The organism is Mycolicibacter acidiphilus, assembly GCF_018455725.1.
Taxonomy (GTDB): domain Bacteria; phylum Actinomycetota; class Actinomycetes; order Mycobacteriales; family Mycobacteriaceae; genus Mycobacterium; species Mycobacterium acidiphilum.
The window spans coordinates 81,294-101,233 of the sequence record NZ_JAHCLR010000013.1 but is presented as its reverse complement, the minus strand read 5'-3'; the positions used below and the strand labels follow the sequence as shown (position 1 = coordinate 101,233).

General features: G+C 68.9%; 17 protein-coding genes and 1 pseudogene. 15 read left to right on the top strand and 3 right to left on the bottom strand.

Annotation, left to right across the window (positions count from 1 at the left end; genetic code table 11):
* Window positions 1-3: 3 nt before the first annotated feature.
* The 14 genes and pseudogenes from KIH27_RS08895 to KIH27_RS08830 all read left to right on the top strand — a co-directional run bounded on the left by KIH27_RS08895 (window position 4) and on the right by KIH27_RS08830 (window position 16,855).
* Window positions 4-558: a NuoB/complex I 20 kDa subunit family protein gene (locus tag KIH27_RS08895; protein WP_214092569.1), complete on the top strand. Its 555-nt coding sequence runs from the start codon at window positions 4-6 to the stop codon at window positions 556-558.
* Window positions 555-1,262, top strand: a complete 708-nt coding sequence (locus KIH27_RS08890) for an NADH-quinone oxidoreductase subunit C (RefSeq protein ID WP_214092568.1) — start codon at window positions 555-557, stop codon at window positions 1,260-1,262. Before KIH27_RS08895 ends, KIH27_RS08890 begins: the two co-directional genes overlap by 4 nt.
* On the top strand, window positions 1,262-2,581 hold the full coding sequence (locus KIH27_RS08885; protein WP_214092567.1) for an NADH-quinone oxidoreductase subunit D: 1,320 nt from the start codon (window positions 1,262-1,264) through the stop codon (window positions 2,579-2,581). The genes KIH27_RS08890 and KIH27_RS08885 overlap by 1 nt, the downstream gene beginning before the upstream one ends.
* Before the next feature lie 98 nt (window positions 2,582-2,679).
* Window positions 2,680-3,441 (top strand): NADH-quinone oxidoreductase subunit NuoE, encoded by a 762-nt coding sequence (gene nuoE, locus KIH27_RS08880; RefSeq protein WP_214092600.1) that lies wholly within the window; start codon window positions 2,680-2,682, stop codon window positions 3,439-3,441.
* Window positions 3,438-4,781 carry an NADH-quinone oxidoreductase subunit NuoF gene (gene nuoF / locus KIH27_RS08875; RefSeq protein WP_214092566.1) on the top strand — a complete coding sequence of 448 codons (1,344 nt, stop codon included), beginning with the start codon at window positions 3,438-3,440 and terminating at the stop codon, window positions 4,779-4,781. The genes nuoE and nuoF overlap by 4 nt, the downstream gene beginning before the upstream one ends.
* 17 nt (window positions 4,782-4,798) lie before the next feature.
* Window positions 4,799-7,156: an NADH-quinone oxidoreductase subunit G gene (locus KIH27_RS08870; protein ID WP_214092599.1), complete on the top strand. Its 2,358-nt coding sequence runs from the start codon at window positions 4,799-4,801 to the stop codon at window positions 7,154-7,156.
* The gene (gene nuoH / locus KIH27_RS08865; RefSeq protein WP_214092565.1) at window positions 7,153-8,421 is read left to right on the top strand and encodes an NADH-quinone oxidoreductase subunit NuoH; all 1,269 of its coding nucleotides are present in this window, start codon (window positions 7,153-7,155) and stop codon (window positions 8,419-8,421) included. The genes KIH27_RS08870 and nuoH overlap by 4 nt, the downstream gene beginning before the upstream one ends.
* On the top strand, window positions 8,414-9,031 hold the full coding sequence (gene nuoI, locus KIH27_RS08860; protein ID WP_307856821.1) for an NADH-quinone oxidoreductase subunit NuoI: 618 nt from the start codon (window positions 8,414-8,416) through the stop codon (window positions 9,029-9,031). The genes nuoH and nuoI overlap by 8 nt, the downstream gene beginning before the upstream one ends.
* A pseudogene (locus tag KIH27_RS08855) lies at window positions 9,031-9,792 on the top strand (NADH-quinone oxidoreductase subunit J); the annotation flags it as partial. The gene nuoI and the pseudogene KIH27_RS08855, both read left to right, overlap by 1 nt.
* A gap of 137 nt (window positions 9,793-9,929) precedes the next feature.
* Window positions 9,930-10,229, top strand: a complete 300-nt coding sequence (nuoK, locus tag KIH27_RS08850) for an NADH-quinone oxidoreductase subunit NuoK (protein ID WP_214092562.1) — start codon at window positions 9,930-9,932, stop codon at window positions 10,227-10,229.
* Window positions 10,230-10,245: 16 nt separating this feature from the next.
* On the top strand, window positions 10,246-12,183 hold the full coding sequence (nuoL, locus tag KIH27_RS08845; protein ID WP_214092561.1) for an NADH-quinone oxidoreductase subunit L: 1,938 nt from the start codon (window positions 10,246-10,248) through the stop codon (window positions 12,181-12,183).
* Window positions 12,180-13,769: an NADH-quinone oxidoreductase subunit M gene (locus KIH27_RS08840; protein ID WP_372451330.1), complete on the top strand. Its 1,590-nt coding sequence runs from the start codon at window positions 12,180-12,182 to the stop codon at window positions 13,767-13,769. The genes nuoL and KIH27_RS08840 overlap by 4 nt, the downstream gene beginning before the upstream one ends.
* 2 nt (window positions 13,770-13,771) lie before the next feature.
* A complete protein-coding gene (gene nuoN, locus KIH27_RS08835) occupies window positions 13,772-15,373 on the top strand; it encodes an NADH-quinone oxidoreductase subunit NuoN (RefSeq protein ID WP_214092560.1) in 1,602 nt (533 codons plus the stop codon).
* A 96-nt stretch (window positions 15,374-15,469) separates the two neighbouring features.
* Complete coding sequence (locus tag KIH27_RS08830; RefSeq protein WP_214092559.1) at window positions 15,470-16,855, top strand: 13E12 repeat family protein; 1,386 nt, start codon at window positions 15,470-15,472, stop codon at window positions 16,853-16,855.
* Here KIH27_RS08830 and KIH27_RS08825 read toward each other — a convergent pair.
* Window positions 16,852-17,421, bottom strand: coding sequence for a TetR/AcrR family transcriptional regulator (locus KIH27_RS08825; protein WP_214092558.1), 570 nt, complete (start codon window positions 17,419-17,421; stop codon window positions 16,852-16,854). The two genes, KIH27_RS08830 and KIH27_RS08825, sit on opposite strands and share 4 nt — an antisense overlap.
* Before the next feature lie 48 nt (window positions 17,422-17,469).
* Between KIH27_RS08825 and KIH27_RS08820 the strand changes: the two genes are divergently transcribed.
* Entirely contained in the window at window positions 17,470-18,321 is an 852-nt protein-coding gene (locus KIH27_RS08820) for a lysophospholipid acyltransferase family protein (protein WP_214092557.1), read from the top strand.
* On the opposite strand, the gene KIH27_RS08815 is transcribed toward KIH27_RS08820, so the two are convergent.
* Together KIH27_RS08815 and KIH27_RS08810 are read right to left on the bottom strand one after the other, a co-directional pair.
* Window positions 18,309-19,304 (bottom strand): Gfo/Idh/MocA family protein, encoded by a 996-nt coding sequence (locus tag KIH27_RS08815; RefSeq protein ID WP_214092556.1) that lies wholly within the window; start codon window positions 19,302-19,304, stop codon window positions 18,309-18,311. The two genes, KIH27_RS08820 and KIH27_RS08815, sit on opposite strands and share 13 nt — an antisense overlap.
* The gene (locus tag KIH27_RS08810) at window positions 19,301-19,927 is read right to left on the bottom strand and encodes a PIG-L deacetylase family protein (protein WP_214092597.1); all 627 of its coding nucleotides are present in this window, start codon (window positions 19,925-19,927) and stop codon (window positions 19,301-19,303) included. The genes KIH27_RS08815 and KIH27_RS08810 overlap by 4 nt, the downstream gene beginning before the upstream one ends.
* Window positions 19,928-19,940 lie beyond the last annotated feature (13 nt).

Sequence of the window (19,940 nt, the reverse complement as noted above, 5' to 3'; positions counted from 1 at the left end):
CCCATGGGGATGGAAGAGCAACTGCCGAGCGGTCTGCTCCTGACCACCGTCGAGAATCTGGCCGGATATTTCCGGAAGGGCTCGCTGTGGCCGGCGACGTTCGGCCTGGCCTGTTGTGCGATCGAGATGATGTCGTCGATGGCGCCGGACTACGACATCTCCCGGTTCGGCATGGAGGTGTTCCGGGCTTCGCCGCGTCAGGCCGATCTGATGATCGTGGCCGGCCGGGTCAGCCAGAAGATGGCACCGGTGCTGCGGCAGATCTATGACCAGATGGTCGAGCCGAAATGGGTACTGGCGATGGGCGTCTGCGCCTCGTCGGGCGGGATGTTCAACAACTACGCGATCGTTCAGGGTGTCGACCACGTGGTCCCGGTCGACATCTACCTGCCCGGCTGTCCGCCCCGCCCGGAATCGCTGATGTACGCGATCATCAAGCTGCACGACAAGATTCGGGAGATGCCGCTCGGCGTCAACCGGGAGAACGCGATCACCGCCGCCGAGGAGGCGGCCCTGTCGGCGCCGTCCACCTGGCAGATGAAGGGGCTGCTCAAGTGAGCGAGTCCACCGAAGATCAGACCGGTCAGGACACCCCGAGCGACGACGAGGTCATCAAGGTCCGCCGCGGGTTGTTCGGCGCCGCGGGCAGCGGCGACACCTCCGGGTACGGGCGGATCGTGCGGGAGTCGGCGCTACCCGGTGACAGCCCCCGGCCCTACGGCGGCTATTTCGACGAGCTGATCGACAATCTGGCGGCGGCGCTGCAGGCCGCCGGCGTCGAATTCGCCGACGCCGTCGAGAAAGTCGTGGTGTACCGCGGTGAGCTCACCGCTTTCGTGCCGCGGGCCATGCTGCCGACGGTCGCGCAACTGCTGCGCGACGAGCCGAACCTGCGTTTCGAGCTGAGCCTGGGGGTGTCCGGGGTGCACTACCCGGAGGACGCCGACCGGGAACTGCACGCGGTGTACCCGCTGAAGTCGATCACCCACAACCGCCGCATCCGGCTGGAAGTGGCTGTGCCCGACGCTGATCCGCACATTCCGTCGCTGTACGCGGTCTACCCGACCACCGACTGGCATGAGCGGGAGACCTACGACTTCTTCGGCCTGATCTTCGACGGCCATCCTTCGCTGACCCGAATCGAGATGCCGGACGACTGGCACGGCCACCCCCAGCGCAAGGACTACCCACTCGGCGGCATCCCGGTCGAGTACAAGGGCGCGCAGATCCCGCCGCCCGACCAGCGGAGGGCATACAACTGATGAGCACCCCGACCACCGGACAGCCACGGGCCGAGAAGGTCATCAACGTCGGCGGCCAGGAATGGGAACAGGTCATCGACGCGGCCAAGGCGGCCGACCCCGGCGAACGCATCGTCGTCAACATGGGTCCGCAGCATCCGTCGACGCACGGCGTGCTGCGCCTGATCCTGGAACTCGAGGGCGAAACGGTCACCGAGGCCCGCTGCGGAATCGGCTACCTGCACACCGGAATCGAGAAGAACGTCGAGTTCCGCACCTGGACGCAGGGCGTGACGTTCGTGACCCGGATGGACTATCTGGCGCCGCTGTTCAACGAGACCGCCTACTGCCTGGCGGTGGAGAAGCTGCTGGACGTCACCGATCAGATCCCCGAGCGCGCCAGCGTGATCCGGGTGCTGATGATGGAGCTGAACCGGATCTCGTCGCACCTGGTCGCACTGGCCACCGGCGGCATGGAACTCGGCGCGCTCTCGGTGATGCTGTTCGGCTTCCGGGAACGCGAACTGGTGCTCGACATCTTCGAGACCATCACCGGGCTGCGGATGAACCACCAGTACATCCGGCCGGGTGGGGTGTCGGTGGACCTGCCCGACGAGGCGGTCCCGATGATCCGTGACTTCCTGACGCTGATGCCCAAGCGGCTCAAGGACATCGAGGATCTGCTGACCGAGAACTACATCTGGAAGGCCCGCACCAAGGGCGTCGGGTATCTCGACCTGACCGGGTGCATGGCGCTGGGCATCACCGGCCCGATCCTGCGGGCCACCGGCCTGGACTACGACCTTCGCAAGACCGAGCCGTACTGCGGTTACGAGAACTACGAATTCGATGTGATCACCGACGACGGCTGTGATGCGTACGGCCGCTACCTGATTCGCATCGCCGAGATCAAGGAGTCGTTGAAAATCGTCGCGCAGACCCTGGACAAGCTGCAGCCCGGACCGGTCATGATCGAAGACCGCAAGATCGCCTGGCCGGCCGACCTGAAGATCGAGGAGGACGGCCTGGGCAACTCCAGCGAGCACATCGGCTGGATCATGGGGCACTCGATGGAGGGGCTGATCCACCACTTCAAACGGGTCACCGAGGATCTCTGGGTCCCGCCGGGACAGGTGTTCGTGTCGATCGAATCCCCCCGCGGCGAACTGGGCGTGCACATGGTCTCCGCCGGCGGGACCCGGCCGCACCGGGTCCACTTCCGGGATCCGTCCTTCACCAACCTGCAGGCGGTGGCCGCGATGAGCGAGGGTGGCCTGATCGCCGACGTGATCGCCGCGGTCGCCAGCATCGACCCGGTCATGGGCGGAGTGGACCGATGACCGTGCAGAACGAGCAGACGTCGAACGGGAAGACCCCCGACCAGCAGGCGCTGGAACGCAAGACCGGCCGGGGCCGGATGATGCCGCCGACCGCCGGCATGAACGGCGCCCGCAAGTTCATCCAGCTCGGCCGGCCGCCGCAGGAGGCCGGCCAGTTCAACTACCCCGGTGCCCCGCAGTCCTATCCGCCGGAGGTGAAGGAGCGCCTGAGCGCCGACGCGCAACAGATCATCGCGCGCTACCCGCAGCGGCGGTCGGCGCTGCAGCCGCTGCTGCACTTGGTGCAGTCACACGACTCCTATGTGACCCCGGCCGGGCTGGCGTTCGTCGCCGAACTGCTGGAGCTGACCGGCGCGGAGCTGGCCGCGGTGGCGTCGTTCTACTCGATGTACCGGCGCAAACCCACCGGTGACTATCTGGTCGGTGTCTGCACCAACACGCTGTGCGCGGTGATGGGCGGCGACGCGATCCACGACACGCTCAAAGAGCACCTGCAGATCGGCGACGACGACACCACCGCCGACGGCAAGGTCACGCTGGAGCGCATCGAATGCAACGCGGCCTGCGACTGCGCCCCGGTGGTGATGGTGAACTGGGAGTTCTTCGACCAGCAGTCGCCGGAGTCGGCCCGCGCCCTGGTCGACTCGCTGCGGGCGGGCGAGGAGGTGCGGCCGACCCGCGGGATGCCGCTGGAGACCTTCAAGGAGACCGCCCGGGTGCTGGCCGGCTTCTTCGACGAGCGGCCCGACGACGGGCAGGGTGGCCCGGCCGGTCCCACCCTGGCCGGCCTGCAGTTCGCCCACGAGCATCAGATGGCCGCGCCGGACGCCCCGGCCGCCGAGGGAGGTGCAGCGAAGTGAGTGCACCCGCAGCCGCCACCCCGCTGACCCCGGTGCTCAGCGCCTACTGGGACGATCCGGCGTCGTTCACGCTGGAGACCTACCACCGCCACGGCGGTTACGTCGGGATGCGCCGGGCACTGGCGATGACCCCCGACGAGGTCATCGAACTGGTCAAGGAGTCCGGGCTGCGCGGCCGCGGCGGCGCCGGCTTCTCCACCGGCACCAAGTGGTCGTTCGTCCCGCAGGGCACCGAAGGGGCGGGGGCGAAACCGCACTACCTGCTGGTCAACGCCGACGAGTCCGAGCCCGGTACCTGCAAGGACATGCCGCTGCTGCTGGCCACCCCGCACGTGCTGGTCGAGGGCATCATCATCGCCTGCCACGCGATCCGCGCACACCACGCGTTCATCTACGTGCGCGGCGAGGTACTGCCGATCCTGCGCCGCCTGCACAACGCGGTCGCCGAGGCGTACGCCGCGGGCTACCTGGGCAAGGACATCGGCGGGTCCGGCTTCGACCTGGACATCACCGTCCACGCCGGCGCCGGTGCGTACATCTGCGGTGAGGAGACCGCGCTGATCGACTCGCTGGAGGGCTACCGCGGCCAGCCGCGACTGCGGCCGCCGTTCCCGGCGGTCGCCGGGCTGTACCAGTGCCCGACGGTGGTCAACAACGTCGAGTCGATCGCCAGCGTGCCGTCGATCCTGCGCAACGGGCCGGACTGGTTCAAGCTGATGGGCACCGAGAAGTCCCGCGGCTACACCATCTACTCACTGTCGGGCCATGTGAACAAGCCCGGTCAGTACGAGGCCCCGCTCGGCATCACGCTGCGCGAGTTGCTGGACTACGCCGGCGGGGTGCGCAACGGGCACCGGCTGAAATTCTGGACGCCGGGCGGCTCGTCGACACCACTGCTGACCGACGAGCATCTCGACATCCCACTGGACTACGAGGGCATGATGTCGGCCGGATCGATGCTGGGCACCAAGGCATTGCAGATCTTCGACGAGACCACCTGCGTGGTGCGCGCCGCGCGGCGCTGGGCGGAGTTCTACAAGCACGAGTCGTGCGGCAAGTGCACCCCGTGCCGGGAGGGCACCTACTGGCTGGTGCCGATCTACGAGCGGCTGGAGACCGGCCGCGGCACCGCAGAGGACCTCGACACGCTGCTCGACATCGCCGACGTGCTGTTCGGAAAGTCGTTCTGCGCGTTGGGCGACGGCGCCGCGATGCCGGTGAAGTCGTCGATCCAGCACTTCCGCGACGAGTACATCGCCCACGTCGAGCAGGGCCGGTGCCCGTTCGACCCGAAGGACGCGATGTTCAGCCCCGGCTCGGCGAAAGGCGGTGCCGCGTGAACCCGGCAGACCAGGAGATGGTGACGTTCATCATCGACGACAAGCCGGTCACCGTTCCGAAGGGCACGTTGATCATTCGCGCCGCCGAGCAGATGGGCATCGAGATCCCGCGGTTCTGCGACCATCCACTGCTCGACCCGGTCGCCTGGTGCCGGCAGTGCATGGTGGAGATCGAGGGTCAGCGTAAACCGCAACCGTCGTGCGCGATCCCGGCCACCGAGGGCATGGTGGTGCGCACTCAGCACACCTCCGCCGAAGCCGACCGGGCACAGCACCTGGTGATGGAACTGCTGCTGATCAACCACCCGCTGGACTGCCCCACCTGCGACAAGGGCGGTGAGTGCCCGCTGCAGAACCAGGCGATGACCCACGGCCGCACCGAGACCCGCTTCGAGGAGGCCAAGCGGGTCTTCCCCAAGCCGATCAACATCTCCTCCCAGGTGCTGCTGGACCGGGACCGCTGCATCATGTGCGCCCGGTGCACCCGGTTCGCCAACGAGATCGCCGGCGACCCGTTCATCGAGATGATGAATCGCGGTGCGCTGCAACAGGTCGGCATCTACGCCGACGAACCGTTCGAGTCGTACTTCTCCGGCAACACCGTGCAGATCTGCCCGGTCGGCGCGCTGACCGGCGCCTCCTACCGGTTCCGGGCCCGCCCGTTCGACCTGGTCTCCACCCCCAGCGTCTGCGAGCACTGCGCGGCCGGCTGTGCCCAGCGCACCGACCACCGGCGCGGCAAGATCCTGCGCCGGATGGCCGGTGAGGATCCGGACGTCAACGAGGAGTGGAACTGCGACAAGGGCCGGTGGGCGTTCACCTACGCCACCCAGCCGGACCGGATCACCACTCCCCTGGTCCGCGACTCCTCCGGCGCCCTGGTGCCGACGTCGTGGCCGAACGCGCTGGCGCTGGCGGCCCGTGGCCTGGCCGCCGCCGCGGGGAGCACCGGTGTGCTGGTCGGTGGCCGGGTGACCGCCGAAGACGCCTACGGCTACGCCAAATTCACCCGGATGGCGCTCGGCAGCGACGACATCGACTTCCGGTCCCGCACCCATTCGGCGGAGGAGGCGGCGTTCCTGGCGGCCCGGGTGGCCGCGACACCGGTGGACGTCAGTTACACCGATCTGGAGGCCGCCCCGGCGGTGCTGCTGGTCGGGTTCGAACCCGAGGACGAATGCCCGATCGTCTTCCTGCGACTGCGCAAGGCGGCCCGCAAGCAGCAGGTCAAGGTCTACTCGGTCGCGCCGTTCGCCGACCGGGCGCTGGGCAAGATGTTCGGCACGCTGCTGTCGACGGTGCCGGGTGCCGAAGCGGCGACGCTGGACGGCCTGCACACCGGTGAGGTGGGTGAGTTGCTGCGGCAGCCCGGGTCGGTGGTGCTGGTCGGCGAGCGGTTGGCCGGTTCCCCCGGTGCACTGTCCGCGGCGGTGCGACTGGCCGAGGCGACCGGCGCCCGGCTGGCGTGGATCCCGCGGCGCGCCGGTGAACGCGGCGCCCTGGACGCCGGGGCACTGGCCGGATTGCTGCCCGGTGGGCGCCCGCTGGGCGACGCCGCCGCCCGGACGGAGGTCGAAAAGGCATGGGGTACCACGGTTCCCGCCGAGCCGGGCCGCGACACAGCCGGGATCCTGGCTGCGGCCGCCGCCGGTGAGCTGAGTGCGCTGCTGGTCGGCGGCGTCGAGCCGGGTGACCTGGCCGACCCGGACGCGGCGCTGGCCGCACTCGACGCGGTCGGTTTCCTGGTCAGCCTGGAACTGCGACACAGCGAGGTCACCGAACGCGCCGACGTCGTGCTGCCGGTGGCCCCGACGGCCGAGAAGTCCGGCACGTTCGTCAACTGGGAGGGCCGGCATCGGCGCTTCGGCGTCACCCTGGCCGACACCGGGTCGATGCCCGACGTGCGGGTGCTGGACTCGATCGCCGATGAGATGGGCGTCGCGCTGGGCCTGGCGACCGTCGACGCGGCCCGCGACGAGTTGCAGCGACTGGGCGTGTGGTCGGGTGCACGGGCCACCGCACCCGACGTCACGGCCACCGCACCGGCGCAGCCGGACGCCGGCGAAGCGGTGCTGGCCAGCTGGCGGATGCTGCTCGATGCCGGGCTGATGCAGGACGGCGAACCGAATCTCGCCGGCACCGCCCGCGTACCCGTGGTGCGGCTCAGCGCGCAGACCGCCACCGAGATCGGCGCATTCGGCGGCGACGCGGTCAGCGTCGTCACCGACCGCGGCGCGGTCACCCTGCCACTGGTCATCACCGAGATGCCCGACCGAGTGGTCTGGCTGCCGATGAACTCGGCGGGCTCGGCGGTGCACCGGGAACTGGGCGCCACCGCGGGCTCGGTGGTGCGGATCGAAAGGTCGGACACATGAGCGGTTTCGGCGTCGACCCGTGGTGGCTGGTGCTCGCCAAGGTGCTCGCGGTGTTCGGGTTCCTGGTGCTGACCGTGCTGTTCGCCATCGTCATCGAGCGAAAAGTGCTGGGCCACATGCAGATGCGACCCGGCCCGAACCGGGTGGGCCCGAAGGGCTGGCTGCAGAGCCTGGCCGACGGCATCAAACTGGCCCTCAAAGAGGACATCATGCCGGTCAACGCCGACCGGGTGATCTACACGCTGGCGCCGATCATCTCGGTGGTCCCGGCGATCACCGCGTTCGCGGTCATCCCGTTCGGTCCCGAGGTCAGCATCGCCGGGCACCGCACGGCGCTGCAGCTGGCCGACCTGCCGATCGCGGTGCTGTTCATCCTGGCGATGTCCTCGATCGGGGTGTACGGGATCATCCTGGCCGGCTGGTCGTCGGGCTCGGCGTACCCGCTGCTCGGCGGGATCCGGTCCACCGCCCAGGTGATCTCCTACGAGGTCGCGATGGGCCTGGCCTTCGCGTCGGTCTTCCTCTATGCGGGCACCATGTCGACGTCCGGGATCGTCGCCGCCCAGGACCGGGTGTGGTTCGCGTTCCTGGTGATGCCGTCGTTCCTGGTCTACGTCACCGCGATGGTCGGTGAGACCAACCGGGCGCCGTTCGACCTGCCCGAAGCCGAAGGCGAACTGGTCGGCGGATTCCACACCGAGTACTCGTCGCTGAAGTTCGCGCTGTTCTTCCTGGCCGAGTACATCAACATGGCCACGGTCTCCGCGCTGTCGGTGACGCTGTTCCTCGGCGGCTGGCACGCTCCCTGGCCGGTCAACATGTGGGCCGGCGCCGAGCAAGGCTGGTGGCCGCTGCTGTGGTTCACCGCCAAGCTGTGGGGCTTCATCTTCATCTACATCTGGTTGCGCGCCACACTGCCCCGGCTGCGGTACGACCAGTTCATGGCGCTCGGCTGGAAGGTCCTCATCCCGGTGGCGCTGGTCTGGGTGCTGGTCGCCGCGGCGATGCGCAGCGCGCGCAACGACGGCTACCCGCACTGGGAGGTGGTGCTGATAGCGATCAGCACCGTCACCGCACTGACGCTGGTCATCGCCCTGCACAGGAAATTCAGCACCGTGCGCGGCTACCCGCGGGTGGCCGTGCCGCCGACCCCGGCCGCCCCTGCCGCCCGGGTCTCGGCGGTCTCCGGCGGCTTCCCGACACCGCCGCTGCCGCAACACCGGACTTCGACGATCACCGCGATCAAGGAGGATGCCCGTGGCTAGCTCCGATCAGCCCGACGCGACCGAGGTCCCGGCCCGCGGCTGGGCCGGCTTCCGGGAGGCGATGGCCGGGTTCGGCGTCACCTGGACGACCATGTTCAAGAAGCCGCTCAACGACGGCTATCCGGAGGTCAAGAAACCGACCGCCAAGCGCTATCACGGCCGCCACCAGCTCAACCGGCACGCCGACGGGCTGGAGAAGTGCATCGGCTGCGAACTCTGTGCGTGGGCCTGTCCGGCCGATGCCATCTACGTCGAGGCCGCCGATAACACCGACGAGGAGCGCTACTCGCCCGGCGAACGCTACGGCCGCGTCTATCAGATCAATTATCTGCGCTGCATCGGCTGCGGCCTGTGCATCGAGGCCTGCCCGACACGCGCGCTGACCATGACCAACGAGTACGAGATGGCCGGCGACAACCGGGCCGACATGATCTGGGACCGCGACATGCTGCTGGTGCCGCTGCAGCCGGAGATGACCGCACCACCGCACCCGATGCCGCCCGGCGCCACCGACAAGGACTACTACCTGGGCAACGTCACCGCCGACGGGCTGTCCGACAACACCGACCTGTTCGTGCTGCTGGACCGCAAGAAACAGGGGCGGGCCTGATGAGGGAGTTGCTCGCCGCCGACATCATCGTCCGCACCTCGACCGGGGAGGCGGTGGCGTTCTGGGCGCTCGGCGCGCTGGCCCTGATCGGGGCCATCGGTGTCGTCACCGCGGCCAAAGCGGTGTACTCGGCGCTGTTCCTGGCGATGACGATGCTGATCCTCGCCGCGTTTTACTTCATGCAGGACGCGATGTTCCTGGGTGTGGTGCAGATCGTCGTCTATACCGGCGCGGTGATGATGCTGTTCCTGTTCGTGATGATGTTCATCGGGGTGGACTCGCAGGAGTCGCTGGTGGAGACGCTGCGCGGTCAGCGGGTCGGCTCGACGCTGGCCGGGATCGGATTCGGTGTACTGCTGATCGCCGGGATCGGCGGCGGCACGATGCACCTGCGGACGCTCACCGACCACACCGCACCGGCGGCGGTCGGCGGCCCCGCGGACGACAACGTGGCGGGTCTGGCGGCGCTGATCTTCACCCGCTACCTGTGGGCGTTCGAACTGACCGGCGCACTGCTGATCACCGCGGTGCTCGCCGCCATGGTGCTCACCCACCGCGAACGACTCAGTCCGCGACTGACTCAGCGGGAGCTGTCGATTCAGCGTTTCCAACTCGGCCACCACCCCACCCCGATGCCGACGCCGGGCGTGTACGCCCGGCACAACGCGGTGGACATCGCCGCGCTGCTGCCGGACGGCTCCTACTCGCCACTGTCGGTCTCCGAGACGCTCACCCACCGCTGGGTGGGCGAATCCGGTGACGCCGTGCGGGCGCCGTACATCGAGAGCATCGTCGAGGACGCCGAGCGCCAGGCCGTCGAAGCCGAACGTGAGGAGCTGGCCTCAGAAGCGGCCGAGATCTCAGCGGCGGCCGCTGCCGGTACGAAGGGCGGTACCGAATGAACCCGGAGAACTACCTCTACCTGGCGGCGATGCTGTTCACGATCGGCGCTGCCGGGGTGATGCTGCGACGCAACGCACTGGTGATGTTCATGTGCGTCGAACTGATGCTCAACGCGGCCAACCTGGCGTTCGTCACCTTCGCCCGGCTGCACACCGAACTCGACGGGCAGATGGTCGCGTTCTTCACGATGGTCGTCGCCGCCTGCGAGGTGGTGATCGGCCTGGCCATCATCATGACGATCTTCCGCGCCCGGCGCTCCGCGTCGGTCGACGACGCGAACCTGCTGCGCGGCTAGGAGTTTGGGGAGCTCTATGACATATCTGGGCCAGCTGAGCTGGCTGCTGGTGGCGCTGCCGACGGCGGGCGCGTTGATCCTGCTGGTGCTGGGCCGGCGCAGCGACGGGTGGGGTCACCTGTTCGGCTGCGCGACGGTGCTGACGTCGTTCGGCATGGGCCTGGTGCTGCTCGCGGAGATGCTGAGCCGGCCCGCCGACGACCGCGCCCTGCACACCCGGCTGTTCAACTGGGTGCCGGTCGCCGACCTGCGCATCGACTTCGGCATTCTCATCGACCAGTTGTCGATCTGCTTCGTGCTGCTGATCACCGGCGTCGGTGCGCTGATCCACATCTACTCGATCGGCTACATGGCCGCCGACACCGAACGCCGACGGTTCTTCGCCTACCTGAACCTGTTCGTCGCGGCGATGCTGATGCTGGTCGTCGCCGACAACTACCTCGGCCTGTACCTGGGCTGGGAGGGCGTCGGTCTGGCGTCCTACCTGCTGATCGGGTTCTGGTTCGAGAAGCCCGTCGCCGCGGCGGCCGGCAAGAAGGCGTTCATCTCCAACCGGGTCGGCGACTACGGCCTGTCGCTGGCGATGTTCATGATGTTCGCGTCATTCGGCACCCTGCAGTACGACGAGGTGTTCGCCGCCGCCCCCGACGGCTCACCGGCGATGCTGACCTGGATCGGGCTGCTGCTGCTGCTCGGCGCCTGCGCGAAATCCGCGCAGGTTCCGGTGCAGGCCTGGCTGTTCGACGCGATGGAGGGCCCCACCCCGGTGTCGGCGCTGATCCACGCGGCCACCATGGTGACCGCCGGGGTGTACCTGATCGTGCGCTCCGGCCCGATCTACGACCTGTCGGCCGACGCCCGACTGGCGGTGGTGGTGGTCGGTGCCTTCACCCTGCTGTTCGCCGCGATCATCGGCTGCGCCCTGGACGACATCAAACGCGCGCTGGCCGCCTCCACGATCAGCCAGATCGGGTACATGGTGCTGGCCGCCGGGCTGGGGCCGGTCGGCTACGCCGTCGCGATCATGCATCTGCTCACCCACGGCTTCTTCAAGGCCGGGCTGTTCCTGGGATCCGGTGCGGTGATGCACGGCATGAACGATGAGCAGGACATGCGGCACTACGGTGCGCTGCGCAAGTTCCTGCCGGTGACGTTCGCGACGTTCGGGCTGTGCTACCTGGCGATCATCGGCATCCCGCCGTTCGCCGGGTTCTGGTCGAAGGATGCGATCATCGAGGCGGCCCTGGCCGGCGGCGGGACCCGCGGCTGGGTGCTGGGCGGGGTGGCGGTGCTCGGTGCGGCGATCACCGCCTTCTACATGACCCGGGTGATGCTGCTGACGTTCCACGGCCACCGCCGGTGGGCCTCCACCGAGAGCGAGGTCACCGACGAACTGGCGCTGCAGCATCCGCATGAGGCGCCGAAGGTGATGACCTGGCCGATGATCGTGCTGGCGATCGGGGCGGTGTTCTCCGGGGCGCTGTTCGTCTACGGCGGACTGGAGCGGTGGCTGGAGCCGATCGTCACCCCGGTCGCCGACCTGGCGCCGGCCGTCGAAGCGGCACACGTGATTTCGCCGATGGTCAGCGGTGGCGTCACCCTGGCGATGGTGCTGCTGGGCTGCGCCGCGGCCTACGGCATGTACGCCCGCAAGCCGGTGCCGGTGACCGCACCCACCGACGTCTCGGCGCTGACCGTCGCGGCACGGAACTTCCTGTACGGCGATGCCTTCAACGAGGAGGTGTTCATGCGACCCGGCAATGAGCTGGCGCAGACCCTGGTCGAAGTCGACGATCGCGCGGTCGACGGCTCGGTCAACGGCCTGGCCGCCCTGGTGGCGAAGGGCTCGGACTGGCTGCGAGGTCTGCAGACCGGCTTCGTCCGCTCCTATGCGCTGACGATGTGCGCCGGCGCCGTGCTGGTCATCGGAGTGGTGCTGGCGGTGCAGCTGTGAACGCCGGGCTGCTCGACTCGCTGCCCTGCCTGCCCTGGCTGAGCGTGCTGTGGCTGCTCCCGCTGGCCGGCGCCGGCCTGGTCATCGTGCTGCCGGCCGGCGGCCAGGCGCTGGCGAAATGGACCGGCCTGCTGCTGAGCCTGGCGACGCTGGCGGTGGCGGTCGTGGTCACCGTCGGTTTCGACAGCACCGCATCCGGTGAGCCCTACCAGTTCGTCGAATCCCATTCGTGGATACCGGCGTTCGGCGCCGGGTACACGCTGGGGGTGGACGGGATCGCGGTGGTGCTGGTGCTGCTGACCGCCGGGTTGGTGCCGCTGCTGATGCTGGCCGGCTGGAACGACGGCGGGGCACGAAGTCGAGGTTCGCACGCCTACTTCGCCTTGACACTCACCGTCGAGTCGATGGTGCTGATCTCGCTGGTGTCGCTGGACGTGCTGCTGTTCTACGTGTTCTTCGAGGCGATGCTGATCCCGATGTACTTCATGATCGGCGGCTTCGGCAACGGTGCCCGCAAATCGCAGGCGGCGCTGAAGTTCCTGCTGTACAACCTGTTCGGCGGTCTGATCATGATGGCCTCGGTGATCGGGGTGTATGTGGTCAGCGCCGGCAACGTCGAGGGCAGCACCGGTGGCACCTTCGACTTCCGGGCGCTGGTCACGGCGTTCGCCCCGGGCTCCACCACCGTCGACCCGAACATGCTCAAGCTGCTGTTCGCCGGGTTCATGTTCGCGTTCGCGGTGAAGGCACCGCTGTGGCCGCTGCACCGCTGGCTGCCGGACGCCGCGGTGGAAGCCACACCGGCGACGGCGGTGCTGATGATGGCGGTGATGGACAAGGTCGGTACGTTCGGCCTGCTGCGTTACTGCCTGCAGATGTTCCCGGACGCCGCAACGTATTTCCGCCCCACGATCGTGGTGCTGGCGGTGATCGGGGTGGTCTACGGCGCCATGGTCGCGATCGGCCAGCAGGACATCATGCGGTTGATCGCCTACACGTCGATCTCGCACTTCGGCTTCATCATCCTGGGCATCTTCGTGATGACCAGCCAGGGTCAGAGCGGGTCGACGCTGTACATGGTCAACCACGGGCTGTCGACCGCGGCGGTGTTCCTGATCGCCGGATTCATGGTGTCCCGGCGTGACGGCAAACGGGCGATCGCCGATTTCGGCGGGGTGCAGAAGGTCGCGCCGGTCATGGCCGGCACTTTCCTGGTGGCGGCGATGGCCACCCTGTCGCTGCCCGGGCTGGCGCCGTTCATCAGTGAATTCCTGGTGCTGCTGGGCACTTTCAACCGGTACTGGCTGGCCGCGGTGATCGGCACCATCGCGCTGGTGCTGTCGTCGATCTACATGCTCTGGCTCTACCAGCGGGTGATGACGGGCCCGGTCCGGCCGGGCAGTGAACGGATCCGCGATCTGGTGCCCCGCGAGGCGATCGTCGTCGCGCCGCTGCTCGCCCTGCTGCTGTTCCTGGGCTTCTACCCGAAGCCGGTGCTGGACATCATCAACCCCGGCGTCACCCACACCATGACCACGATCGGGCAGACCGACCCGGCGCCGCTGACCGCGGAAGGGGCCCGCTGACCATGTCCGGCATCCCAACCCCCCAGATCGAATACGCCCTGGTCGCACCGTTGCTGATCGTCTTCGGCACCGGGGTCGTCGGGGTGCTGTTCGAGGCGTTCGTGTCCCGTCGGGCGCGCTATGCGACGCAGGTCGTGCTGGCCGTCGGCGGGCTCCTGGCGGCGCTGGCCACGCTGCTGACCACCAGTGGCCGGGTGCCGGCGGCCGGTCGGATCGTGGTACTCGGCGCGGTGGCCGTCGACCGGCCGGCACTGGTGCTGCAGGGCACCCTGCTGGTGCTCGGCGTCATGGCCGTCTTCTTCATCGCCGAACGCACCGGGCCCGTGGCGGCGCCGGAGGGACCGGGTGCCGCGGCGGCGCCGGTCGCGGCCGCCCGTGCGGGGCTGGCGTCGTTCGCCCCGCAGGCCTCAGCCATCCCGGGCGGGCGCACCGAGATCGACGCGAACCGGGCCGGAGTCATGCAGACCGAGGTGTTCCCGCTGACCGTACTCGCGGTCGGCGGCATGATGGTGTTCCTCGCCGCGAACGACCTGGTCACCATGTTCGTCGCCCTGGAGGTGCTGTCGCTGCCGCTGTACCTGCTGTGCGGACTGGCCCGGCACCGCCGGCTGCTGTCACAGGAAGCGGCGCTGAAATACTTTCTGCTGGGTGCATTCTCGTCGGCGCTGTTCCTGTTCGGGGTCGCACTGATCTACGGCGCCACCGGCAGTCTGTCGCTGCCCGAGGTGGGTGCCGGCTTGCTGGCCAGCGGTGTCGACTCGATGACGCTGACCGGTGCCGGGCTGCTGCTGGTCGGGTTGTTCTTCAAGGTCGGGGCGGTACCGTTCCACTCCTGGATTCCCGACGTCTACGTGGGTGCACCGACGCCGATCACCGGCTTCATGGCTGCTGCGACCAAGGTCGCCGCGTTCGGGGCGATGCTGCGGATCCTCTACATCGCGCCGCCGGCGCTGCACGACCAGTGGCGGCCGCTGCTGTGGCTGATGTCGATCCTGACGATGCTGGTCGGCACCGTTGCCGCGATCACCCAGACCGGGGTCAAGCGGATGCTGGCGTATTCGTCGATCTCCCAGGTCGGTTTCATCCTCACCGGCGTGCTGGCCGCGGTCCCGAACGGGATCTCGTCGACGCTGTTCTACCTGATCGCCTACAGCTTCCCCACCGTCGGCGCGTTCGCCGTCATCAGCCTGATCCGGCGGACCGGTGGCGAGGAGGAGCTCGACATGGACCGCTGGGGCGGGCTGGGGCGACGCTATCCGGTTGTGGGACTGCTGTTCTCGATGTTCCTGCTGTCGTTCGCCGGCATCCCGCTCACCGGCGGCTTCATCGGTAAGTTCGCGGTGTTCAAGGCGGCCGCTGAAGGCGATGCCGCGCCGCTGGTGGTGATCGGCGTGGTGATGAGCGCGGTGGCCGCCTATTTCTACGTGCGGGTGATCGTGCTGATGTTCTTCACCGACGCTCCCGACGACCCGCCGCACCTGGTGCTGCCCAGCATCTGGAGCAAGGCGTCGATCGCACTGTGCGCCGCGGTCACCGTGGTGCTGGGCATCCTGCCGCAGCCGGCGCTCGACTTGCTGGGCGCCGCAACGATGTTCGCCCGGTAGGGCCGGTTATCCCCAGTTCGGGGTTCATCCACAGGCCGGGGGTTCGGTGGGCTCCGATCCGCCGTTGTTGTCGGGACCCGTTTTTAGCGTCGGGGTATGGCAACAGGTCTGGGTGCGACGGCGGCGCGGGAGGCGATCTCCGCTGCGCTGGCCGCGGTCGATGCCGCCCATGACGTGTTGCAGACGACCTCCTCGGATCTGGTGGGCAACGACTTCCGAGTGGCGGTGGCTGAACGCCTGGAAACCCAGTGCCGGGTCAACCGCGGCCTGATGTACCGCTACTTCGGGGAGTTGGCCGACCCGCCCGACGACACCGCGGCCACCGACACCGTCCGCACCGCACTATGGCAGCGACTGCGCATCGCCCCGCGCGAGATCAACCGCCGATTCCGACTGGCCGCCCGCATCCGGCCCCGGCGCACCCTGACCGGCGAACCCATCCCCGCTGAGCTACCCGAGTTGGCCGCCGCAGTGCAAGCGGGCGCGGTCGGCGAAGACCACATTCGGGCGATCTGCGACGCCGTGGACCTGCTACCGGCCGCAGTACCGCCGGATCGGGTCGCGCAGGCCGAACGCGCCCTGGTCGACCACGCCCGCCGGCTCGACTCCGGCATCGTCACCAAAATCGGGCAGCGCATCGCCGACGACCTCAACCCCGACGGCAACTTCAGCGACGCCGACCGCGCCCGCCGCCGCAGCCTGACCCTGGGCCGGCAAGGCCCCGACGGCATGTCGAAACTGACCGCACTGCTCGACCCCGAAACCCGCGCCCACCTCGAAGCCGTGGTAGCCGCAGTGCGCCCCGGCCGCCACCAACCCGACAACGCCGATTCAACCGAGCGCGACTCACGCAGCCCCGCCCAACGCCGCCACGACGCACTCAAACTCGCCCTGTCCACCGCCATCGCCTCCGGCGGCCTGGGCACCCACCGCGGCCACCCCGTCACCGTCGTGGTCACCACCACCCTGGCCGAACTCGACCAAGCCGCCCGATCGGTGACCGACCCGAATGTGCCGATGCCTGCCCCGGCCCACACCGGCGGTGGCTCCCGACTACCGATGCGCGACCTGATCCGCATGGCCGCCAACGCCATCCACTACCTGGCCGTCTTCGACGACCACATGAAACGGCCCCTGTACCTGGGCCGGCAGAAACGCATCGCCACCGCCGACCAACGGCTGATCTGCTACGCCCGCGACCGCGGCTGCACCCGGCCGAACTGCCTGGAACCGGGCTACCACTGCGAAGTCCACCACGAACCCGGCTGGGCCCGTGGCGGGCGCACCGACGCCGACAAGCAGTATTTCGCCTGCGAACCCGACCACGCCGCCGAAACCCGCGGCGAACAACACACCACCCGCACCGACACCGGCCGCCTCGCCTGGACCGACGGCACCAACCCACCACAGATCAACCACGCCCACCACCCCGACGAACTCCTGCGCGGCGACCCCGACCCACCCGACGACGAAGACCGCTAGGTGCGCACCGCGATGATCCGTGTGGCGGCCTCGACGGCGGAGGCGCGCCGATGGGCGATCTCGTCAGCGTCCTCGGTCGCGGCGAGCGGGTCGGGCCACGAGGACCACGCCAGCCCGAGGCCGAACAGCAGCACCAGCAGCTCATCGGGTCGCCAGGCCGGGTCCACGGCACCGGTCTCCTGAGCCTGCCGGATGGCGGCGAAGGCCTGCGCGGGTCCGTCCAAACCCTCCCCGTCCGGCGGGCCGAGGTCGACACCCTCCAGGCGGGCCCAGTTGATCATCCGGAAGTGCTCAGGATGGGTGCGAGCGAGGTCGTAGATCTCCCCGACGAATTCGGCGACAGCATCGGCGCGCAGCGGTGTCGCGGCCAGGAACTCCGCGGCGTCGGCCGCCAACACCTCGTGGAACAGCGTCTCCTTGTCACCGAAATGCGCGTACAGGCGCTCCTTGCTGGCCGCCGCCGTCCGGGCGATCCGGTCGATCCGAGCACCGGCGAGCCCGTACTGCGCGAACTCCGAGCGCGCGGCGGCGAGGATCTCACCCCGCAGCTCACCTGTCGATCTCACCGGTTCAGCATAGCCAGACGAACTAGTTGGTTTGGTATGGTGGTCACCATGACGAACATGCCCGGGCTTGAGACGATCATGAATCCCCCGCAGCGGGTGCAGACGCTGCGCAGCGGCATCGACACCCTCACCCGGGGTGCTGAACCCCTGGTGGATCTGTTCCGCCCGTACGTCGACGGGCTGGAGAACCTGCCGCCCGACGGTCGGTTCCTGGTGGTGGGCAACCACACCGTGTCCGGCGTGGAAGGCACGTTCATCCCGCATGTCGTGCGCCGGGCGATCGGGACGCGAGTCCGGCCGCTGACCGAGCGGATGATGGGCGAACTACCGAGGCCGGTCCGGGACGTGCTGGCCGCCTACGGTGCCGTCATCGGCTCCCCCGACAACGCCCGCGAACTGATGCGGCACGCCCAGACCATCCTGGTGTTCCCCGGCGGCGGACGGGAGATCGCGAAGTTCAAAGGCGAGGAATACCGGTTGCGCTGGGAGGGCCGCGCCGGGTTCGCCCGACTGGCGGTGGAGAACGACTACCCGATCGTGCCGGCCGCGTTGGTCGGCGGCGACGACGTCTACCGCAGCCCAATCGCCCGCGACAGCGTGCTGGGCCGGCTGAGCCTGAAACTCGGCGAGAAGCTGACCGACCGGCGGGACAGCCCGCCGCCGCTCATGCACGGCATCGGCCCGACCCTGATCCCGCGCCCACAACGGATGTATCTGCGCTTCGCCGCGCCCATCCAGACCACCGCACCGGCCACGGACGGGGATTGGGTGGCCACGGTCAAGAGTCGCACGCAGCGGGCGCTGGAGACCGCCCTGGCGGAGCTGCGAGACCTCCGCAGCCATGACCCGTACCGTCGCCTGAACCCGCTGGCCTGGCACAGCGCGCTTCAGGCTCGCTGACGCAACGGCAGCCCGGCGGCCCGGTAGATCGCGTCGATCACGGTCATGTTCTCGATCGCGTCCTCGGCCGTCGTACGCACCTCCTGGCCGCGCAGCACCGCGCCTACGAAGGCGTCGAGCTGGTAGGCATAGGACGCCCGATGGCTGAAGTGCTCGGCCCGCCTGCCGTCTGCCGACCGGACCACGAGCCGGTGCGGGTACTGCGGCATCAGCGGATTGATCGCATGCAGCTGACCGCGGTCCCCGATGACCCTCGCGTTGACCTGCAGCAGGTTCGCCGACCACAGTGAGCACCGGATCGCGCCGGTGTGCCCGGCCGGAAACCGCAGTTCCGCGGTCATCGCCCGGTCGATCCGCGGGTCACGCAGCTTCGCCTGCGCGGCAACCACTTCCGGTGTAGCACCGCCGAACGTGCGGGCCATGTGCACCGCGTAACAGCCGGCGTCCATCAGCGCGCCGCCGGCCAGCGCGTAGTCGTAGCGGATGTCGGCGAACCTCGGCAGCGGGAAGCTCAGTGCCGCCTCCACCCGCTGCAGCGTCCCCAGTTCGCCGCTGGCGATGATCTCCTCGATCCGCAGCGTCATCGGGTGGTAGCGGTAGTGGAACGCCTCCATCACCACCAGCCCGGACGCATCCGCCGCAGCGGCGATCTCCCGGGCCTCGTCGGCGTTGGCGGTGAGCGGCTTCTCGCACAGCACGTGCTTGCCGGCCGCGAGTGCGGCGCGGGTCCAGCGGCCATGCAGTGCATTCGGCAGCGGGTTGTACACCGCGTCCACGTCCGGGTCGGCGATCAGTGAGTGATAGCTGCTGTGCACCTTCGGGATTCGGTGTTTGTCGGCGAATGCCCGCGCCCTGCCCGCGTCGCGCGCCGCCACCGCGATCACCTCGACCTCGACGTTGTCGCGGGCTGGTTTGATCAGCGCGGTCGGGGTGATCCGGGCTGCGCCAAGCACGCCGATCCGCAGTTTCGCCGCCTCGGTCATCGAAATGCCCTCCGCTCGCAGATGAATCCCGACAACCGGCCTCCGGGACCGGCGGGTGTCGTCATGTCGACGATCCGCCGGGCCTGATCTTCCACCGCGGTACCGGGATCGAGCACCGCGAAGTAGGTCTGATGGGCTGCCAGCGCGGCGACTGCGGCGTCGGCGTAGCCGTCCACCGCCTCGACGTGGGTGGCCGGGCCGCCGCTCTGGAACAGCCAGCGCGGCGGTGCCGCCAGGCCGTCGTAGGCCTCGGTTACCGCGGCGGCGAACTCGATGTGGTCGCGCTGATTAGGTGCGTCGGGCCCGAACTGAGCGCCGCCGTAGATCGTCACCAGCACATCGGGTTCGGTGTCGGTGATCGCCGCCACGATCCGCGCACGCAGCGCCGCCGTGTTGCGGATCTCGCTGTCCGGGAAGTCCCAGAACTGCAGATCGTGCACCCCGACGATCGCCGCGGCCCGCCGCTGCTCGGTCTCCCGGACCGGCCCCGCCACCGCCGGTGCCAGGCCGGCGATCCCCGCCTCGCCGCGGGACGCCAAGGCGTATCGGACGATCCTGCCGGCTGCCGTCCACTTGGCGACGGCGGCTGCGGTGCCGTACTCGGGGTCGTCGGGGTGCGGCATCAGCACCAGTGCC

What these genes read in the sequence shown, in the direction of transcription:
- KIH27_RS08885 (WP_214092567.1), top strand. Translation starts at nt 1,262, where the DNA reads ATGAGCACCCCGACCACCGGACAGCCACGGGCCGAGAAGGTCATCAAC.
- KIH27_RS08820 (WP_214092557.1), top strand. Translation starts at nt 17,470, where the DNA reads ATGACGAACATGCCCGGGCTTGAGACGATCATGAATCCCCCGCAGCGG.
- KIH27_RS08870 (WP_214092599.1), top strand. Translation starts at nt 4,799, where the DNA reads ATGGTGACGTTCATCATCGACGACAAGCCGGTCACCGTTCCGAAGGGC.
- KIH27_RS08895 (WP_214092569.1), top strand. Translation starts at nt 4, where the DNA reads ATGGGGATGGAAGAGCAACTGCCGAGCGGTCTGCTCCTGACCACCGTC.
- nuoE (WP_214092600.1), top strand. Translation starts at nt 2,680, where the DNA reads ATGAACGGCGCCCGCAAGTTCATCCAGCTCGGCCGGCCGCCGCAGGAG.
- KIH27_RS08815 (WP_214092556.1), bottom strand. Translation starts at nt 19,304, where the DNA reads ATGACCGAGGCGGCGAAACTGCGGATCGGCGTGCTTGGCGCAGCCCGG.
- nuoN (WP_214092560.1), top strand. Translation starts at nt 13,772, where the DNA reads ATGTCCGGCATCCCAACCCCCCAGATCGAATACGCCCTGGTCGCACCG.
- nuoK (WP_214092562.1), top strand. Translation starts at nt 9,930, where the DNA reads ATGAACCCGGAGAACTACCTCTACCTGGCGGCGATGCTGTTCACGATC.
- nuoH (WP_214092565.1), top strand. Translation starts at nt 7,153, where the DNA reads ATGAGCGGTTTCGGCGTCGACCCGTGGTGGCTGGTGCTCGCCAAGGTG.
- KIH27_RS08830 (WP_214092559.1), top strand. Translation starts at nt 15,470, where the DNA reads ATGGCAACAGGTCTGGGTGCGACGGCGGCGCGGGAGGCGATCTCCGCT.
- nuoL (WP_214092561.1), top strand. Translation starts at nt 10,246, where the DNA reads ATGACATATCTGGGCCAGCTGAGCTGGCTGCTGGTGGCGCTGCCGACG.
- KIH27_RS08810 (WP_214092597.1), bottom strand. Translation starts at nt 19,927, where the DNA reads ATGCCGCACCCCGACGACCCCGAGTACGGCACCGCAGCCGCCGTCGCC.